Here is a 15,396-nt window from a genome sequence, read left to right as displayed (position 1 = left end):
TCCAGTGAACTCGACCAATCGCACCGTGGTCGTCACCGGTATCGGCGCAACCACTCCGCTGGGTGGCGATTCCGCATCGACCTGGGAAGGTCTGATGGCCGGACGTTCCGGCGTCAAGCCTCTTGAGGGCGAACGTTTCGCCGAACTGCCTGTTCGGATCGCGGCCCTGGCGGCCGTCGATCCCGCTGACGTCCTGCCCCGTCCGCTCGCCCGCCGTCTGGACCGCTCGGCGCAGTTCGCGCTGATCGCGGCCCGCGAGGCGTGGGCGGACGCGGGTTTCACCGGCAAGGCCGGTGAGGACGAATCGATCCAGCCCGAGCGGCTGGGTTCGGTCATCGCCTCCGGCATCGGTGGCGTGATCACCCTGCTCGACCAGTACGACGTGCTGAAGGAGAAGGGCGTACGCCGCGTCTCCCCGCACACCGTGCCCATGCTCATGCCCAACGGCCCGGCGGCGAACGTGGGTATCGAGGTGAACGCCCAGGCGGGCGTCCACACCCCGGTCTCCGCGTGCGCGTCCGGGGCCGAGGCGATCGGCTACGCCGTCGAGATGATCCGCACCGGCCGTGCCGATGTGGTCCTCGCCGGCGGCACCGAGGCGGCGATCCACCCGCTGCCGATCGCCGCGTTCGCCAACATGATGGCGATGTCCAAGAACAACGACGAGCCGGAGAAGGCGTCCCGGCCGTACGACGTGGCCCGCGACGGCTTCGTCCTCGGCGAGGGTGCCGGTGTCGTCGTCCTGGAGTCCGCGGAACACGCGGCGGCGCGTGGCGCCCGGGTCTACTGCGAGGTGCTGGGCCAGGGGCTTTCCGCCGACGCCCACCACATCGCGCAGCCCGAGCCGACGGGTCGCGGTATCGCCGCGGCGATGCAGAACCTGCTGGACCAGACGGACCTGAAGCCGTCGGAGATCGCCCACCTGAACGCCCACGCGACGTCCACGCCCCAGGGCGACATCGCGGAGGTCAAGGCCCTGCGCAAGGTCCTCGGGGAGGACCTGGACCACGTGGCGATCTCCGCGACGAAGTCGATGACGGGTCACCTGCTGGGTGGCGCGGGCGGCATCGAGACCGTGGCGACGGTCCTGGCGCTGCACCACCGGATGGCTCCGCCGACGATCAACGTCGAGGACCTGGACGAGTCCGTCGACGCGGACATCGTGCGGGGCGAGCCGCGGGCGCTGCCCGAGGGGCCGATCGCGGCGATCAACAACTCGTTCGGGTTCGGTGGGCACAACGTGGTGCTGGCGTTCCGTAGCGTGTGACGCCTTTGTGGCTGTACGTGTGAAGCCCGTACCCCCGTGGGGGGTGCGGGCTTCGTCGTCGTGTTGGGGGCTCCGCCCCCCCGAGCCCCCGCTCCTCGATCGCCGGAGGGGGCTTGATTCCGCCCCGGCGGTCACACCACCTGGTGGAGCCAGCGGACCGGGGCGCCCTCGCCCGCGTGGCGGAAGGACTCCAGTTCGTCGTCCCACGGCTTGCCGAGGAGTTTGGCGATCTCCGACTCCAGGTCGGTTTCGCCGCCCAGCGAGCGGGCCAGCGCCGCCCGGAGGCGGTCCTCGGGGACCAGGATGTCGCCGTGCATGCCGGTGACGGCGTGGAAGATGCCCAGCGTGGGCGTCGAGCTGTAGCGCTCGCCCTCCGCCGCGGGAGACGGCTCCGCCGTCACCTCGAAGCGCAGGAGGTCCCAGCCCCGCAGCGCGGAGGCCAGTTTCGACGCCGTGCCGGGGCGGGCCTGCCAGGAGAATTCGGAGCGCCAGGTGCCCGGCGCGGCCGGCTGTCTGATCCAGTCCAGCTGCACCCGCCCACCGAGGACACCCGCCACCGCCCACTCGACGTGTGGGCAGAGCGCGCGCGGTGCGGAGTGAACGTACAGGACTCCACGTGTCGTCACCGGGACCTCCAGTGTGGGACGAGGTTCGCCTTCCCCAGCGGCCTGTCATCAGTAAACAGCATCGGGAGTTATTCTCCGGAAAAGCGACAGTATGTGACGTGGTGTGATGTTCGGATGCCACCCGAGTGGAGCCGGGCGTCCGAGGGAGCCACTGGTTCGACGGGGAAAAGCTACCGCGCCCCGGGTGCCGAGGTGTGACGTACCGTCGGTCCGGGGCCCTTCTTCGCTCAGTCTTCACGTGGCGGAGCGTCCGGGCACGAACAGGAGGAGACCAGGCAATGCCGGATCGGTCCGTACGGCACCGCTCGCGCACCGCACTGGCCGGGCTGGCGGCCCTGGCGTTCGTCGGTGCGGCGGCGCTGACCGGCTGTGACGCGGGGCACAACGGGACGACGAAGGGGTCGGCGCCGGCCGACCGCCCCGCGTCCCCCGCGGCCGGCCCGGTCTGGAACCCGAGCCCCGGGTCCATCGCGGCGGTCGGGGACTCGATCACGCGCGGGTTCGACGCCTGCTCGGTGCTGGCCGACTGCCCGGAGGTGTCCTGGTCGACGGGCACGGACACCGCGGTGCGCAGCCTCGCGGTGCGGCTGCTCGGGGCCTCGCGCGCGGCCGACCACACCTGGAACCACGCCGAGACGGGGGCCAGGATGTCCCAGCTGCCGGAGCAGATGGCGGCGGCGGCCGCGGAGGACCCGGACCTGGTGACCGTGATGATCGGCGCCAACGACGCCTGCCGGGACTCGGTGCGGGCGATGACCCCGGTGGACGACTTCCGCACGTCGTTCGAGGCGTCGATGCGCCGGCTGCGCAGCGGGGCGCCCAAGGCGCAGGTGTACGTGTCGAGCGTGCCGGACCTGAAGCGGCTGTGGTCGCAGGGGCGCGGCAACCAGCTGGGCAAGCAGATCTGGAAGCTGGGCATCTGCAAGTCGATGCTGAGTGACGCGGACGACATGGGCGCGGCGGCCGTCGCCCGCCGCGCGGCCGTGCAGGAGCGTGTCGTGGCGTACAACGAAGTGCTGCGCGAGGTGTGTGCGAAGGACAGCCGCTGCCGGTACGACGGCGGGGCGGTGTTCGACTACCGGTTCACCGGCAAGCAGCTCAGCCAGTGGGACTGGTTCCACCCCGGCCGCAACGGTCAGGCGAGGCTCGCCGAGATCGCCTACCGCAACGTCACGGCGGCCCGCCCGCCCGCGTAAAGTCGCTGATCATGGAGACGCGTTCGAACACGGTGGTCGGTACGGAACACTTCGGCACCCTCGGGGACGGCACCGCCGTGCACCGCTGGACGCTGGAGCGGGACGGTACGCGGGTGCGCGTCCTGACGTACGGCGGCGTCGTGCAGTCGGCCGAGGTGCCGGACCGGGACGGGGTGCGGGCCGGGATCGCGCTCGGGCTGCCGGACCTCGCCTCGTACCAGGAGTACACGGGCCCCTACTTCGGCGCGCTGGTCGGCCGGTACGCGAACCGGATCGGCGGGGCGGCCTTCGAGCTGGACGGCCGGACCCACCACCTGACGCGCAACGAGGGCCGCAACCACGTGCACGGCGGGGCGCGCGGCTTCGACAAGCGGGTGTGGGACGCCCGCGAGGTCGAGGGCGGCGTCGAGCTGTCCCTCGTCTCGGCGGACGGCGAGGAGGGCTTCCCTGGCCGTATGGAGCTGACGGTGGCGTACATCCTGGACGAGGGCGGTGCGCTGCGCATCGCGTACCGGGCGACGACGGACGCGCCGACCGTGCTGAACCTGACGAACCACACCTACTGGAACCTCGCGGGCGCCGAGAGCGGCAGCGCGCTCGGGCAGCGGCTGCGGATCGCGGCGCAGGCGGTCACCCCGGTGGACGCGGAGTCCCTGCCGACGGGCGAGTTCCTGCCGGTGGAGGGCACCCGGTTCGACTTCCGCGAGCCCCGGCCGGTGACCAAGGAGTACGACCACAACTTCGTGCTGGACGCGCAGGGGCCGGTTCCGGCGGCCGAGTTGTACGACGAGGTGTCGGGGCGCGTCCTGACGGTCACGACGACCGAGCCGGGGCTCCAGCTGTACACGGCGGACCACTTCGACGGCCGGCCGTTCGGCCCGTGCGCCGGGATCGCCCTGGAGACGCAGCACTTCCCGGACTCGCCGAACCGCCCGGAGTTCCCGAGCACGGTGCTGCGGCCGGGCGAGGAGTTCGTGTCGACGACGGTGTACGGGTTCTCGGTGCGCTGAGCCGGCCGCTCAGTCCTCGCGGACCGTCTCGCCGCCGCCTGCGGCGCCCGTGTCCTCCTCGCCCACCAGGCCGCGCGCCAGCAGGGTCGCCCCGGCGACGGCCCCCGGCATCAGGAACACGGCGACGAACGGCAGCATGAAGGCGAGCCCCAGCGGTACGCCGAAGCCGAGGGTCCGCAGGCGGTGGCCGCGCAGCAGGGCGAGGCGGTCCTTCAGCACCATGCCCCGGCGCTGGAGGGCGACGGCGGTCAGCTCCTCGGCGAGGAAGTACCCGGTGACGCAGAAGCCGATGACGGGCACGACGGTCTGCCCGGCGACGGGTACGAAACCGAGGGCGAAGAGCAGGACCGCGTACAGCCCGACCCGCACCAGGACGCGCACGCTGTCGCGGGCGGAGATCCACAGCTCGCGCCGGAGCGGCAGCCCGGACTCGGGGACCGTACCGCCCTCGGTGCGGTCGACCTCCTCGGAAAGCGCCTCGTAGAAGGGCTGTCCGACCAGCAGGGTCACGGCGGTGAAGGTGATGACGGCCAGGAAGAGGCCGAGGACGAAGACCAGCGCCGTCAGGGCGTCGCGCAGCAGGGCCGGCCAGGGCGAGGACCAGTCGTCGGCGAACGGGGTCGCCCACTCCACCAGGTCGTCGGCGCCGTAACCGAGGCCGATGAGGGCGCCCGCGTACAGGACGAGTGTGATCAGGGCGGGCAGCAGCCCTGTGCCGAACCACCTGCCGTGGCCGAACACCCAGCGCTGGCCCTTGAACACATAGCCGAGCCCCGCCCCGAGATCACGCATGGCGTCAGCCTAACGGGATCGGGGGGCGGGGCAGGTCCGGCGAGGAGGAGCGGGTCAGGCGACCGAGAGCTCCACCTTGATGTTGCCGCGCGTGGCGTTCGAGTACGGGCAGACCTGGTGGGCCTTCTCGATGAGCGCCTGCGCGGTCGCCGCGTCGACGTTCGGGATGGTCGCGGTGAGCGCGACCTCCAGGCCGAAGCCGCCGGCCTCGGTCTTGCCGATGGAGACCGCGGCGGTCACCGTCGAGCCGGAGATGTCGGCCTTCTCCTGGCGGGCGACGACGCCCAGCGCGCTCTGGAAGCAGGCGCTGTAACCGGCGGCGAACAGCTGCTCCGGGTTGGTGCCGGCGCCGCTGCCGCCCATCTCCTTCGGCGGGTTGACGACTACGTCGAGCTTGCCGTCGTCCGAGGCGACGCGGCCGTCACGGCCGTTCGTAGCGGTGGCGACGGCGGTGTACGCGACGGCGATGTCCTGAATGCTCATGACTGGGGATTCCTCCTGCTGATGCGCCGCGACTCGCGCCCACGATCGCGACGGCCTGGAACGAGACTAACGGGTGCCGGCGGAGCGGTTCAGCCGAGGGAGACGATCATCTTTCCGGTGTTCTCGCCGCGCAGGAGACCGAGGAAGGCCTCGAAGCCGTTCTCGATGCCCTCGACCACCGTCTCGCGGTACTTCAGCTCGCCCGAGTTCAGCCAGCCGGCCACCTCCTGGACGAACTGCTCCTTGAGGTCGGAGTGGTCGGCGACGAGCATGCCCTGAAGGCGCAGCCGCTTGCCGATGACGAGCGCGAGGTTGCGCGGGGCGGGGGTGGGATCGGTCTCGTTGTACTGGGAGATCATGCCGCAGATGGTGGCGCGGCCGTGCACGTTGAACGAGGAGATCGCGGCTTCCAGGTGCTCGCCGCCGACGTTGTCGAAGTAGACGTCGATGCCGTCGGGGGCGGCCTTGCGCAGCTGCTCGGCGACGGGCCCGTTCTTGTAGTTGAACGCGGCGTCGAAGCCGTACTCCTCGACGAGCAGTTCGACCTTCTCGTCGGAGCCGGCGGAGCCGATGACCCGGGACGCGCCCTTGAGCTTCGCCATCTGCCCGACCTGGCTGCCGACCGCACCGGCGGCGCCGGAGACGAAGACCGCGTCGCCCTCCTTGAAGGACGCCACGTCGAACAGTCCGGCGTAGGCGGTGAGCCCGGTCATGCCGAGCACGCCGAGGTAGGCGGAGAGCGGGGCGAGCGAGGCGTCGACCTTCACCGCGTGCTTGGCGGGCACGCTCGCGTACTCGCGCCAGCCGAGACCGTGCAGGACGTGGTCGCCGGCCTCGAAGCCCTCGGCGTTGGAGGCGACGACCTCACCGACCGCGCCGCCGTCCATCGGCTGGTCCAGCTCGAACGGCGGGGTGTACGACTTCACGTCGTTCATCCGGCCGCGCATGTAGGGGTCGACCGAGAAGTGCAGGTTGCGCACGAGGACCCGGCCCTCGGCGGGGGCGGTGACCGGTGCCTCACGCAGCGCGAAATCCTCGGCCTTCGGCCAGCCGTGCGGACGGGCTACGAGGTGCCATTCACGGCTGGAGTCGGGAAGATTTGCAGACATGGGCTCGGGGTCTCCTCGATGTCGGGGTGATGTCGCGGTCTCGGTGCCGGGGTGGTGGTCCCGGGGTGGCGGTTCCGGGTGGCGGTTCCGGGTGGCGAAAAAACTTCACTACATGAAACAACCATGCGCCTGGATATTTCATGTTGTCAAGCAACTGGGTATCCTGTGTGTCATGGCCTCGCGCATAGATCCCCTGACTCTCGAAGTCATCGAGCTCATCGGCACCGTCGTGGCGCGTTACTACGAGGAGTACGAGCAGGCCGCGGCCGCGCACAGCCTCACCGGCTCGCAGGCGCGGGTCCTCGGGCTGCTGTCGGTCGAGCCGCTGCCGATGCGCCGGATCGCCCAGAAGCTGAAGTGCGAGCCGTCCAACGTGACCGGCATCGTGGACCGGCTGGAGGCGCGCGGCCTGGTGGAGCGGCGCCCGGACCCGGCCGACCGCCGGGTGAAGCTGGCCGCGCCCACCGAGCGGGGGGCGCGGACCGCGCTGCAACTGCGCGACGCGCTGGACTTCGCCCGCGAGCCGCTGGCCGGCCTGTCGGACGCGGACCGCACGGTCCTGCGGGACCTGTTGCGCCGGATGGTGGGAACGGAGCCGGGGGCCGGACCGGCACCATGGGGCGCATGACCGCTTCCGCCCCCTTCGGGCCCCGCGAGTTCCAGCTCGTCCTGCTGCGCCGGATGGCCGACCACCAGCCCGGCCTGGTGGAGGACGCCCGGCACGAGCTGAGCGCGACGCTCGCCGAGATGCGCGAGGCGAACCGGCGCTGGCAGGCCATGGTCCGGGCGCCCCGGGGGCGGGGCGCGCTGCGCCGATACCGTTCGGTGCTCGGCGAGCCCGAGACGACCGGGCGCCGGACCATCGGTGATCTGGAGTTCGACGTGCTGCTGTGGCCGGTGCCGCTCTGGCCGCAACTGCGGTTCGAGGTGATGGTGGCGCCGGGCGGGGCGGTGTGGAACGAGTGGCTGGTCCGGGCGCCGGGCGCGGCGGCCCCCGCGCTGCGGACGGTGGCGGACCTGACGCCCTGGTCGTGCACGGTGGACGAGGTGGCGCGGGCCTTCGCGCCGGCCCGCCCGATGGAGGGCAGCGCGCCGACCCGCTGGGCGCTGGCGGTCAGGGACGGGGCGGATGCGTATGTCGCCGAGTTCACGTGGGGGCTGCTCCAGCGGGTGCTGGCGGGGGGCGTGGGGGGCGTGGGGGGCTGAGTGCGGGCGCGCGGGCCTGCCGGGGCGTCCTCAATCGCCGGACAGGCTTGAACTTGCCGTTCGGGCGTCCTCAATCGCCGGACGGGCTTGATGTGGCGGACGGGCTTGAGGGAGCGGACGGGCTTGATGTGGCGGACGGGCTTGAAGGAGCGGACGGGCTTGATGTGGCGGACGGGCTTGAACTTGCCGTTCGGGCATCCTCAATCGCCGGACGGGCTTGAGAGGGCCGGGGCGGGTGTTGACGTGCCGGCGGGCGGACGTCTGCGGTGGGGGCGGAGGTGTCGTCGGGTGGTCCCTCCGACGGCGCACCCCAGCGGGCGTGGTGGCCCCTGACGGCGCACGATGCGAGGAGAGCCGGCTGCCCGTCGGTCCCCCTCAACGCTCTCGGGAGAACCTGCCGTGACCGTCAGCCTTGAGCAGTTGCGCCGTTGCCATTTCGCCGTCGACCTCGGGGCCGCCCGCACCCGGGTGTACGTCAAGGGGCCCGGCCTCGTCGTGGACGAGCCGAGCGTCGCCGCCGTCAACACCCGTACCGGCTCGCTCATCGCCGTCGGCACCCTCGCCGAACAGATGACGGGCCGCACCCCCGCCTACATCCGAGTGGCCCGGCCCGTCTCCGGCGGAACCGTCGTGGACATCGAGATGGCCCAGCGCATGCTGCGCCACCTGCTCGGTGAGAAGCTGCGCCGCCAACTACGCCGCAAGCCCTGGCTGCGCGCCGCCGCCAGCATCCCGCACGAGAGCGACCCGCTCGCCCGCCGGGCCGCCGTGGAGACCCTGGTCGGCCTCGGCGCGCGCCGGGTCGAACTCGTGGACACCCTGATCGCGGCGGCCGTCGGCTGCGGGCTGCCGGTCGAGCAGCCGACCGCGACCATGATCATGGTGTGCGGGGCCGCGACGACGCAGATCGCGGTGCTCTCGCTCGGCTCGATCGTGACGGCGGTACGCCTTCCGATCGGCGGCGACGCGATCGACCACGCGGTGATCCAGCACCTGCGCCAGTTCCACGAGCTGATGCTGCCGAGCCAGTCCGTGCGCCCCCTGCAACTCGCGCTCAGCGGCAACGGGCTGACCACGCAGGGCCCTTCGGTCACCGAGATCCACGGCCGGGACGTGGCGACCGGGCTCGCCCGGACCGTCCAGGTCGACACCGCCGCGATCCGGCAGGCGATCCACCGCCCGCTCACCGCCGTCCTGGACGGCCTGGGCAAGGTCCTGCGGGACTGCCCGCCCGACCTGGTCGCCGACCTCGCGGACCGCGGGATCACGATGGTCGGCGGGAGCGCGCTGCTGCCCGGCCTCGACCAGATGCTGCGCGACGCGACGGGCATGCCGGTGCGCATCGCCGAACGGCCCGACACCTGCTCGGTCCTGGGCATGGGCGCCATGCTGGACGGGAAGATCAGCCCGATGGTCCTCGACCCCCTCGCCGGCTGACCGGCGCGCCGGGAACGGCCGATGACGGACGAGCCGGCGGGCGCGCCGCCGGACCGCGGCCTGCCGGAGTCGCCCCTGCTGCCGCGGCTCCTGGAAGCGGTGCTGAGCGTCGGCTCGGACCTCGAACTGCGGGCCACCCTCCAGCAGATCATCGACACCGCGACCGCCCTGACCGACGCCAGGTACGGGGCGCTGGGCGTGCTGGACCCCGGGCGCGGCACGATCCGCGAGCTGTTCGTCTGCGGGATGAGCGAGGCCGAGCAGGCGGCCATCGGCGACTTCCCCGACGGGCACACGGGCATGCTCGGCGCCCTCGTGGACGAGCCGGGGCCGCTGCGCTCCGACGACCTGACCACCGATCCGCGCGCCACCGGCACCCCGCCCGGCCACCCCGCGATGCGTTCGTTCCTCGGCGCCCCGATCCGGGTCCGCCAGGAGGTCTTCGGCAACATCTACCTCGCCGAGAAGCCCACCGGGCACTTCACCGAGACCGACGCCGGGCTGCTGCGGGTCCTCTCCGCGCAGGCCGGCATCGCGATCGGCAACGCCCGGCTGTACGAGAGCGCCCGGCAGCGGGCACGCTGGATCGAGGGCGCCGCCGCCGTCACCAACACCCTGCTCACCGGCGAGAACCTGTCCGACGCGCTGACGACCGTGGCGGAACGGGCCCGCATCCTCAGCGACGCGGTGGCCGGGGTGATCCTCCAGCCCACCGACGAGGGCGGCATGGAGATCGTCGTCGCCTCCACCCTTGAGGACCCGGCCGGGATCGTGGGCACGGCCATCGCCCCCGGCTCCCCCGTCCTGGTCCAACTGCTGGGCGGCGAGGCCGTGTTCATCGAGGACTCGGCGACCGATCCCCGGATGACGACACCGGTGCGGTCCCGGTTCGGCCCCAGCATGATGCTGCCGTTGCAGAGCGGGGGCCGGCTCATCGGAACCCTCGCCCTGCCCCGGCGGCGCGGCGCCCGCCCGTACACCGACCTGGACCGGCTGCTGGCCGCCCAGTTCGCCTCGCAGGCGGCGCTCGCCCTGGTCCTGGCGGACTCGCAGCACGACCGGGAGCAGCTGGCGGTGTACGAGGACCGCGACCGGATCGCGCGGGACCTGCACGATCTGGTCGTCCAGCGGCTGTTCGCCACCGAGATGATGCTGGAGTCGACGCGCCGCCGGGCCGGTGCCGGGGAGACGAGTGAGCTGCTTTCCACGGCCGTGGACGAGCTGGATTCGACGATCCAGGAGGTGCGGACGGCCATCTTCGCCCTTCAGCAGCCGCCCGCCGAGGCCCCCGCCACCTTCCGGGGCCGGGTGCTGCGGGAGACCGGGGGCGCGGCGGCGGTGCTCGGCTTCCAGCCGTCGGTGCAGTTCACCGGGGCGGTGGACGCGCTCGTGACGGAACCGGTGGGCGGGCGGCTGCTCGCGGCGTTGCGCGGGGCGCTGGCGGCGGCGCACCGGCGGGACGGGGTGTCGGCGATCGAGGTGGAGGTGGACGTGACGGCGGCGCTGCCGGACGGGCGGGGCGCGGTCCGGCTCACGGTCGCGGACGACGGGCGCGAGCCGGACGGTTCGCGGGCGCCGGTGGTGACGTGGCAGGCGCCGCTGTGAGCCGGGCGCGCCGGCGCGTCACGGGCCGGGCGCGGCGGTGAGTCCGGGGCGCCGGCGCGTCACGGGCCGGGCGCGGCCCGGAGTGCGACGCGGGTGTGGGAGTGGGCGACGCCCGCCTCGCGCTTGAGGCGGCGCAGGAGGGTGTCGAGCGCGGCGGTGTCGGCGGCGGCGGCCCGTACGAGGTAGTCGTGGCCGCCCGTCACGTGGACCACCTCGGTGATGCCGGGCAGCGCCAGCACCGCCCGTTCGAACGTCTCGTTGGTGGTGTCCATCCGCAGGGTCACGTCGATGAAGACGACGAGCCCGGTGCGGGTGTCGGCTGCGGGGTCGATGATCACGGTGAAGCCGCGGATGACGCCGTCCTTGCGCAGCCGCCGTACCCGGTCGGCCGCCGCGTTGGCGCTGAGCCCGACCCGTATGCCCAGGTCACGGTACGAGATCCGCGCGTCCTCCTGGAGGACACCGAGGATTTCCCTGTCCAGACGATCCATGCCCCCAATTGTCGCAGCTTCGGCGCGTATGAGAAGTCGGGGGGACGGGCGGACCCCCCCCGTATGGAGCGGGCCGACGGGCTCGCGGCCGGTGCCCGCCCTTGACCGGCCGTGTGGGTACAGCCGTGAAGCAGTCACCCGCACCGGCCGGCGCACCGGCCTCCGGGGCCGCCTGTCGCAACCTCGTGATGGCCACGATCGGCTTCACGCTCACCTTCCGGGCCTGGAACCTGATCGCGCCCATGTCGGCCGATTACAAGGACCGCCTGGGCCTGAACTCGTTCCAGCAGTCCCTGCTGGTCGCCGTGCCGGTGCTGGTCGGCTCGCTGGGCCGTATCCCGGTGGGCGCGCTGACCGACAAGTACGGGGCGCGGCTGGCCGTGGGCTTCCTGCTGGGGCTGGGCGGTACGACGTTCGCGATCGGCATCCCGCTGGTCAACTCCTGGTTCCGGCCCGCCGAGCACGGCGACAACCTGCCGTTCCTCGTGGTCGCCGCCGCGCTCGTGGTGTACGCGGCGCTGGCCGCCCTGCTCGTCGGCGACCGTCCGGGCCGCCAGGTGCCGACCGATTCGACGGCCGGCCGGCCGGCCGGCGGCGGCGAGCAGGCCGCGGGTCACCTGTGAGCTGTCCGCGCTGTACGCGATCGGTTTCGGCGGCATCGTCGCCTTCGGCGTGTAGCTGCCGACGTACCTGAAGGCGTGGTACGCGCTGTCGCCGACCGCCGCCGGGACGAAGGCGGCCGGGTTCGCCCTGGTCACGGTCGTCTTCCGGCCGGTCGGCGGCTGGCTCTCGGACCGCCTGCACCCGGCGCTCGTCACCTCCTTGGCGCTGGGGGTCGCCGCCCTCACGACCATCGTGCAGGCGTTCGACCCGCAGCTGTGGCCGGGCGGCACGATCGCGCTGCTCGTCATGGCGGCCGGCCTGGGCACCGCGAGCGGCAGCGTCTTCGCCCTGGTCTCGCAGGTGACCCCGCAGGCGAAGGTGGGCAGCGTGACCGGGATCATGGGCGCGATGGGCGGGCTCGGCGGGTTCGTGCCGCCCCTGGTCATGGGCGCGATCCACAGCGCGAAGGACTCGTACTCGATCGGCTTCATGCTCCTGTCCGACCTGGCCCTGGCGGGCTGCGTGTACGCGTACGGCCGCATGCGGAACGTCCAGCGGAACGGGTGAGGCAACGGTCACATCCCGGGGGCCCCTGTTCGAACCGGATTCGAGGGACGGGAACGCGGTATCGATCTAGGGTTCCCAGGGTGATGCCACTTCTGCCTGCACTCCAGGACGCGTCCGGTCCGGCGGCCGCCCGAGAGGCCGTCCGGTTCGACGGAGTCTCCCTGACGTACTCACAGTTGGCCCGGGCCACGGACGCGCTCGCGGCCCGGCTCACCGGCGCGGGCCGGGTCGCCGTCTGGGCCACGCCGACCGCGCGGACCGTCGTCGCCGTGGTGGCCGCGCTGCGGGCAGGCGTGCCGGCCGTACCGCTGAACCCGAGGACGGGGGAACGGGAGCTGGCGCACATCGTCGCGGACAGCGCCCCCTCGGCGGTGCTGGCCTCGCCGGAGGACGTGCTCCCGCCCGCCCTGGCCTCCCTGGAACGCGTGGACGTCAGCACGACGGCCGCCGGCCCCGCCCCCACGACACGCCCCGAACCGGACCCCGAGTCCCCCGCCCTCATCGTGTACACCTCCGGCACGACCGGCCCGCCCAAGGGGGCCGTCCTGCCGCGCCGGGCGCTCGCCGCGTCGCTGGACGCGCTGGGGGACGCCTGGCAGTGGACCGCCGACGACGTGCTCGTCCACGCGCTGCCCCTGTTCCACGTGCACGGCCTGATCCTCGGCGTGCTCGGCCCGCTGCGCCGGGGCGGTTCGGTACGCCACCTGGGGCGGTTCTCCACCGAGGGCGTCGCCCGGGAGCTGGGCGCGGGCGGCACGATGCTGTTCGGCGTACCGACCATGTACCACCGGCTCGCGGAGGCGCTGGCGGACCCGGACGCGTCCGCCGGTCTCGCGAAGGCCCTCGCGGGCGCCCGGCTGCTGGTCTCCGGATCGGCCGCCCTGCCGGTCCACGACCACGAACGCATCGCGGCGGCGACCGGCCGCCGGGTCATCGAGCGGTACGGCATGACGGAGACCCTGATGAACACCGGCGTACGGGCCGACGGCGCCCCGCGCCCCGGCACGGTCGGTCCGCCCCTGCGCGGCGTGGAGCTGCGCCTCGTCGAGGAGGACGGCACCCCGCTCGCCGGCCCGGAGTCCATCGGCGAGATCCAGGTGCGCGGCCCGAACCTGTTCACCGGCTATCTCAACCGCCCCGACGCGACGGCCGCCGCGCTCACCGGGGACGGCTGGTTCCGCACCGGCGACATGGCCACGCTCGACCCCGACGGATACGTGCGGATCGTCGGCCGCAAGGCCACCGACCTGATCAAGAGCGGCGGCTACAAGATCGGCGCCGGCGAGATCGAGAACGCGCTGCTCGAACACCCCGGCGTCCGGGAGGCGGCCGTCACCGGCGAACCGGACGCGGACCTGGGCGAGCGGATCGTGGCCTGGGTGGTGCCGGCCGACCCCGCCGCCCCGCCCACCGCCGACGCCCTGGCCGATCACGTGGCGGCCCAGCTCGCCCCGCACAAGCGCCCGCGCACGGTCCGCTACCTGGACGCGCTGCCGCGCAACGACCTGGGCAAGATCATGAAGCGGGCCCTCCATGGCTGAGCGGCTGACGGCACGCGAGGCGATCGCCGCGCTCACCGCCGACTTCACCGAGTCCGCCGCCCCCGCCGGAGACACCGCGGGCGACGGCCCGCTCGGCTGGACCGGCTACGCCGGCTCCCGGGCCCGGGCCACCGCCCGTACCGGCGAGCAGGAGTCCGTCGTCCACGGCACCGCCACGGTCGGCGGGCACAGGTGCGTCCTGATCTCGTTCGAGTTCGGCTTCCTGGGCGGCTCGCTCGGGCAGCGCACCGGAGACCGGCTGGAGGCGGCGTACGAGGAGGCCGTCACCCGGCGGCTGCCGCTCGTCTCGCTGATCGCCACGGGCGGCAGCCGCATGCAGGAAGGCATGATCGCGCTGACCCAGCTGCACCGGGTCGCCCGCGCCTCGGCCCGGCTGCGGGCGGCGGGACCGGCCCAGCTCGCCGTCCTGCGCGACCCCACGACCGGCGGCGGCTGGGCCACGCTGGGGGCGGGCGCCGACGTGATCCTGGCGCTGCCCGGGGCGCAGATCGGGTTCGCCGGTTCCCGGGTGCGCCCGGCGGACGCGGACCCCGCCGCGTACGGGGCCGAGGGCCAGCTCGCGGCCGGTTCCATCGACGCGATCGTCCCGCCCGGGGAGCTGCCGGCCACGGTGGGACGCTGGCTGGGCCTGCTCGCCCACCACGACACCCCGCCCGCGCCCGCCCCGGTCCCGGCCGCGCTCGGCCGTGTCCGGGAAGTCCCGTCCGGCCCGCGGCGTACGACGGGACTCTCCGGACACGACCTGGGGGCGACGGACCTGCCCCGGACGGGCTGGGACGCGGTCCTCCGCGCCAGGGCGGCGGACCGGCCGCGCGCCGGGGCCTACCTGGACGCCTACTTCGACCTGCGCCTCCCGCTGAGCGGCGACCGGTGCGGCGGCACGGACCCGGGGCTGCTCTGCGGATTCGGGCTGCGCGAGGGGCGGCCGGTGGCGTACGTGGCGCAGTGCGGCACCGCGACCCGCCCGGCCGGGTACCGCACGGCGGCCCGGGTGATCAGGCTCGCCGACCGGCTGGGGGCCCCGGTCCTCACGCTGGTCGACACCCCGGGCGCGGCCAACGACGCGGAGGCGGAACGGTCCGGCGCGGGCGCGGCCATCGCGGACGCCTTCGCGGCGATCGCGGCGGCCCGGGTCCCGGTCACGACCCTGGTGATCGGCGAGGGCGGCTCGGGCGGTGCGCTGGCACTGGCCGCGCCGGACAACACGCACGTCACCCCGGACAGCTACTTCTCGGTCATCGCCCCGGAACTGGCCGCCGCGATCCTGAAGCGGGCCCCCGACCAGGTCCGGGCCACGGCCGGCCAACTCCGGCTGCGCCCCCAGGACCTGGTGGACCTGGGCGTGGCCCGCTCGGTGGCCGGTCCGCGGGGTCGACGCGCAGGACAGGCGGAGGATGGCTAGCGTGGACAAGGGGCCACCCGTCACCCGAGGAGATGACCCA

At 73.3% G+C, this 15,396-nt stretch carries 14 protein-coding genes and 1 pseudogene; 10 read left to right on the top strand and 5 right to left on the bottom strand.

Features of this window, described 5'->3' with window-relative positions; all coding sequences use genetic code 11:
* The first annotated feature begins 4 nt into the window (after positions 1–4).
* Positions 5–1,267: a beta-ketoacyl-ACP synthase II gene (fabF, locus tag E6P78_RS24880; RefSeq protein ID WP_136205866.1), complete on the top strand. Its 1,263-nt coding sequence runs from the start codon at positions 5–7 to the stop codon at positions 1,265–1,267.
* A 131-nt stretch (positions 1,268–1,398) separates the two neighbouring features.
* Here fabF and E6P78_RS24875 read toward each other — a convergent pair whose 3' ends face one another.
* Positions 1,399–1,893, bottom strand: a complete 495-nt coding sequence (locus E6P78_RS24875; protein ID WP_136205865.1) for a DUF3145 domain-containing protein — start codon at positions 1,891–1,893, stop codon at positions 1,399–1,401.
* Between the two features lie 278 nt (positions 1,894–2,171).
* On the opposite strand from E6P78_RS24875, the gene E6P78_RS24870 reads away from it, so the two are divergent.
* A complete protein-coding gene (locus tag E6P78_RS24870) occupies positions 2,172–3,089 on the top strand; it encodes an SGNH/GDSL hydrolase family protein (RefSeq protein WP_136205864.1) in 918 nt (305 codons plus the stop codon).
* A gap of 11 nt (positions 3,090–3,100) precedes the next feature.
* Positions 3,101–4,099 (top strand): aldose epimerase family protein, encoded by a 999-nt coding sequence (locus E6P78_RS24865; protein ID WP_136205863.1) that lies wholly within the window; start codon positions 3,101–3,103, stop codon positions 4,097–4,099.
* A 9-nt stretch (positions 4,100–4,108) separates the two neighbouring features.
* On the opposite strand, the gene E6P78_RS24860 is transcribed toward E6P78_RS24865, so the two are convergent.
* The 3 genes from E6P78_RS24860 to E6P78_RS24850 form a co-directional block, all read right to left on the bottom strand.
* A complete protein-coding gene (locus E6P78_RS24860; protein ID WP_136205862.1) occupies positions 4,109–4,891 on the bottom strand; it encodes an EI24 domain-containing protein in 783 nt (260 codons plus the stop codon).
* Positions 4,892–4,945: 54 nt separating this feature from the next.
* Positions 4,946–5,374 (bottom strand): organic hydroperoxide resistance protein, encoded by a 429-nt coding sequence (locus E6P78_RS24855; protein WP_136205861.1) that lies wholly within the window; start codon positions 5,372–5,374, stop codon positions 4,946–4,948.
* Between the two features lie 89 nt (positions 5,375–5,463).
* A complete protein-coding gene (locus tag E6P78_RS24850; RefSeq protein ID WP_136205860.1) occupies positions 5,464–6,483 on the bottom strand; it encodes an NADP-dependent oxidoreductase in 1,020 nt (339 codons plus the stop codon).
* Positions 6,484–6,655: 172 nt separating this feature from the next.
* Between E6P78_RS24850 and E6P78_RS24845 the strand changes: the two genes are divergently transcribed.
* The 4 genes from E6P78_RS24845 to E6P78_RS24825 all read left to right on the top strand — a co-directional run bounded on the left by E6P78_RS24845 (position 6,656) and on the right by E6P78_RS24825 (position 10,731).
* Positions 6,656–7,111: a MarR family transcriptional regulator gene (locus E6P78_RS24845; protein WP_136205859.1), complete on the top strand. Its 456-nt coding sequence runs from the start codon at positions 6,656–6,658 to the stop codon at positions 7,109–7,111.
* Positions 7,099–7,689 (top strand): hypothetical protein, encoded by a 591-nt coding sequence (locus E6P78_RS24840; RefSeq protein WP_136205858.1) that lies wholly within the window; start codon positions 7,099–7,101, stop codon positions 7,687–7,689. The genes E6P78_RS24845 and E6P78_RS24840 overlap by 13 nt, the downstream gene beginning before the upstream one ends.
* A gap of 399 nt (positions 7,690–8,088) precedes the next feature.
* Entirely contained in the window at positions 8,089–9,126 is a 1,038-nt protein-coding gene (locus E6P78_RS24830; protein ID WP_136205856.1) for a rod shape-determining protein, read from the top strand.
* Between the two features lie 21 nt (positions 9,127–9,147).
* Positions 9,148–10,731 (top strand): GAF domain-containing protein, encoded by a 1,584-nt coding sequence (locus tag E6P78_RS24825; RefSeq protein ID WP_136205855.1) that lies wholly within the window; start codon positions 9,148–9,150, stop codon positions 10,729–10,731.
* A gap of 59 nt (positions 10,732–10,790) precedes the next feature.
* On the opposite strand, the gene E6P78_RS24820 is transcribed toward E6P78_RS24825, so the two are convergent.
* Positions 10,791–11,222: an Lrp/AsnC family transcriptional regulator gene (locus E6P78_RS24820; RefSeq protein WP_136205854.1), complete on the bottom strand. Its 432-nt coding sequence runs from the start codon at positions 11,220–11,222 to the stop codon at positions 10,791–10,793.
* 113 nt (positions 11,223–11,335) lie between these two features.
* On the opposite strand from E6P78_RS24820, the pseudogene E6P78_RS24815 reads away from it, so the two are divergent.
* The 3 genes and pseudogenes from E6P78_RS24815 (at position 11,336) to E6P78_RS24805 (ending at position 15,356) form a co-directional block, all read left to right on the top strand.
* Positions 11,336–12,392: pseudogene (locus tag E6P78_RS24815) on the top strand (MFS transporter).
* An 83-nt stretch (positions 12,393–12,475) separates the two neighbouring features.
* Positions 12,476–13,933 (top strand): acyl-CoA synthetase, encoded by a 1,458-nt coding sequence (locus E6P78_RS24810; RefSeq protein WP_136205853.1) that lies wholly within the window; start codon positions 12,476–12,478, stop codon positions 13,931–13,933.
* Positions 13,926–15,356, top strand: a complete 1,431-nt coding sequence (locus E6P78_RS24805; RefSeq protein ID WP_136205852.1) for a carboxyl transferase domain-containing protein — start codon at positions 13,926–13,928, stop codon at positions 15,354–15,356. Before E6P78_RS24810 ends, E6P78_RS24805 begins: the two co-directional genes overlap by 8 nt.
* Positions 15,357–15,396: the final 40 nt, after the last annotated feature.

The organism is Streptomyces sp. A0958, assembly GCF_004795035.1.
In the GTDB taxonomy this organism is placed as follows: Bacteria; Actinomycetota; Actinomycetes; order Streptomycetales; family Streptomycetaceae; genus Streptomyces.
The sequence above is the reverse complement of the archived record's forward strand: the minus strand, read 5'-3'. Positions and strand labels throughout refer to the sequence as shown.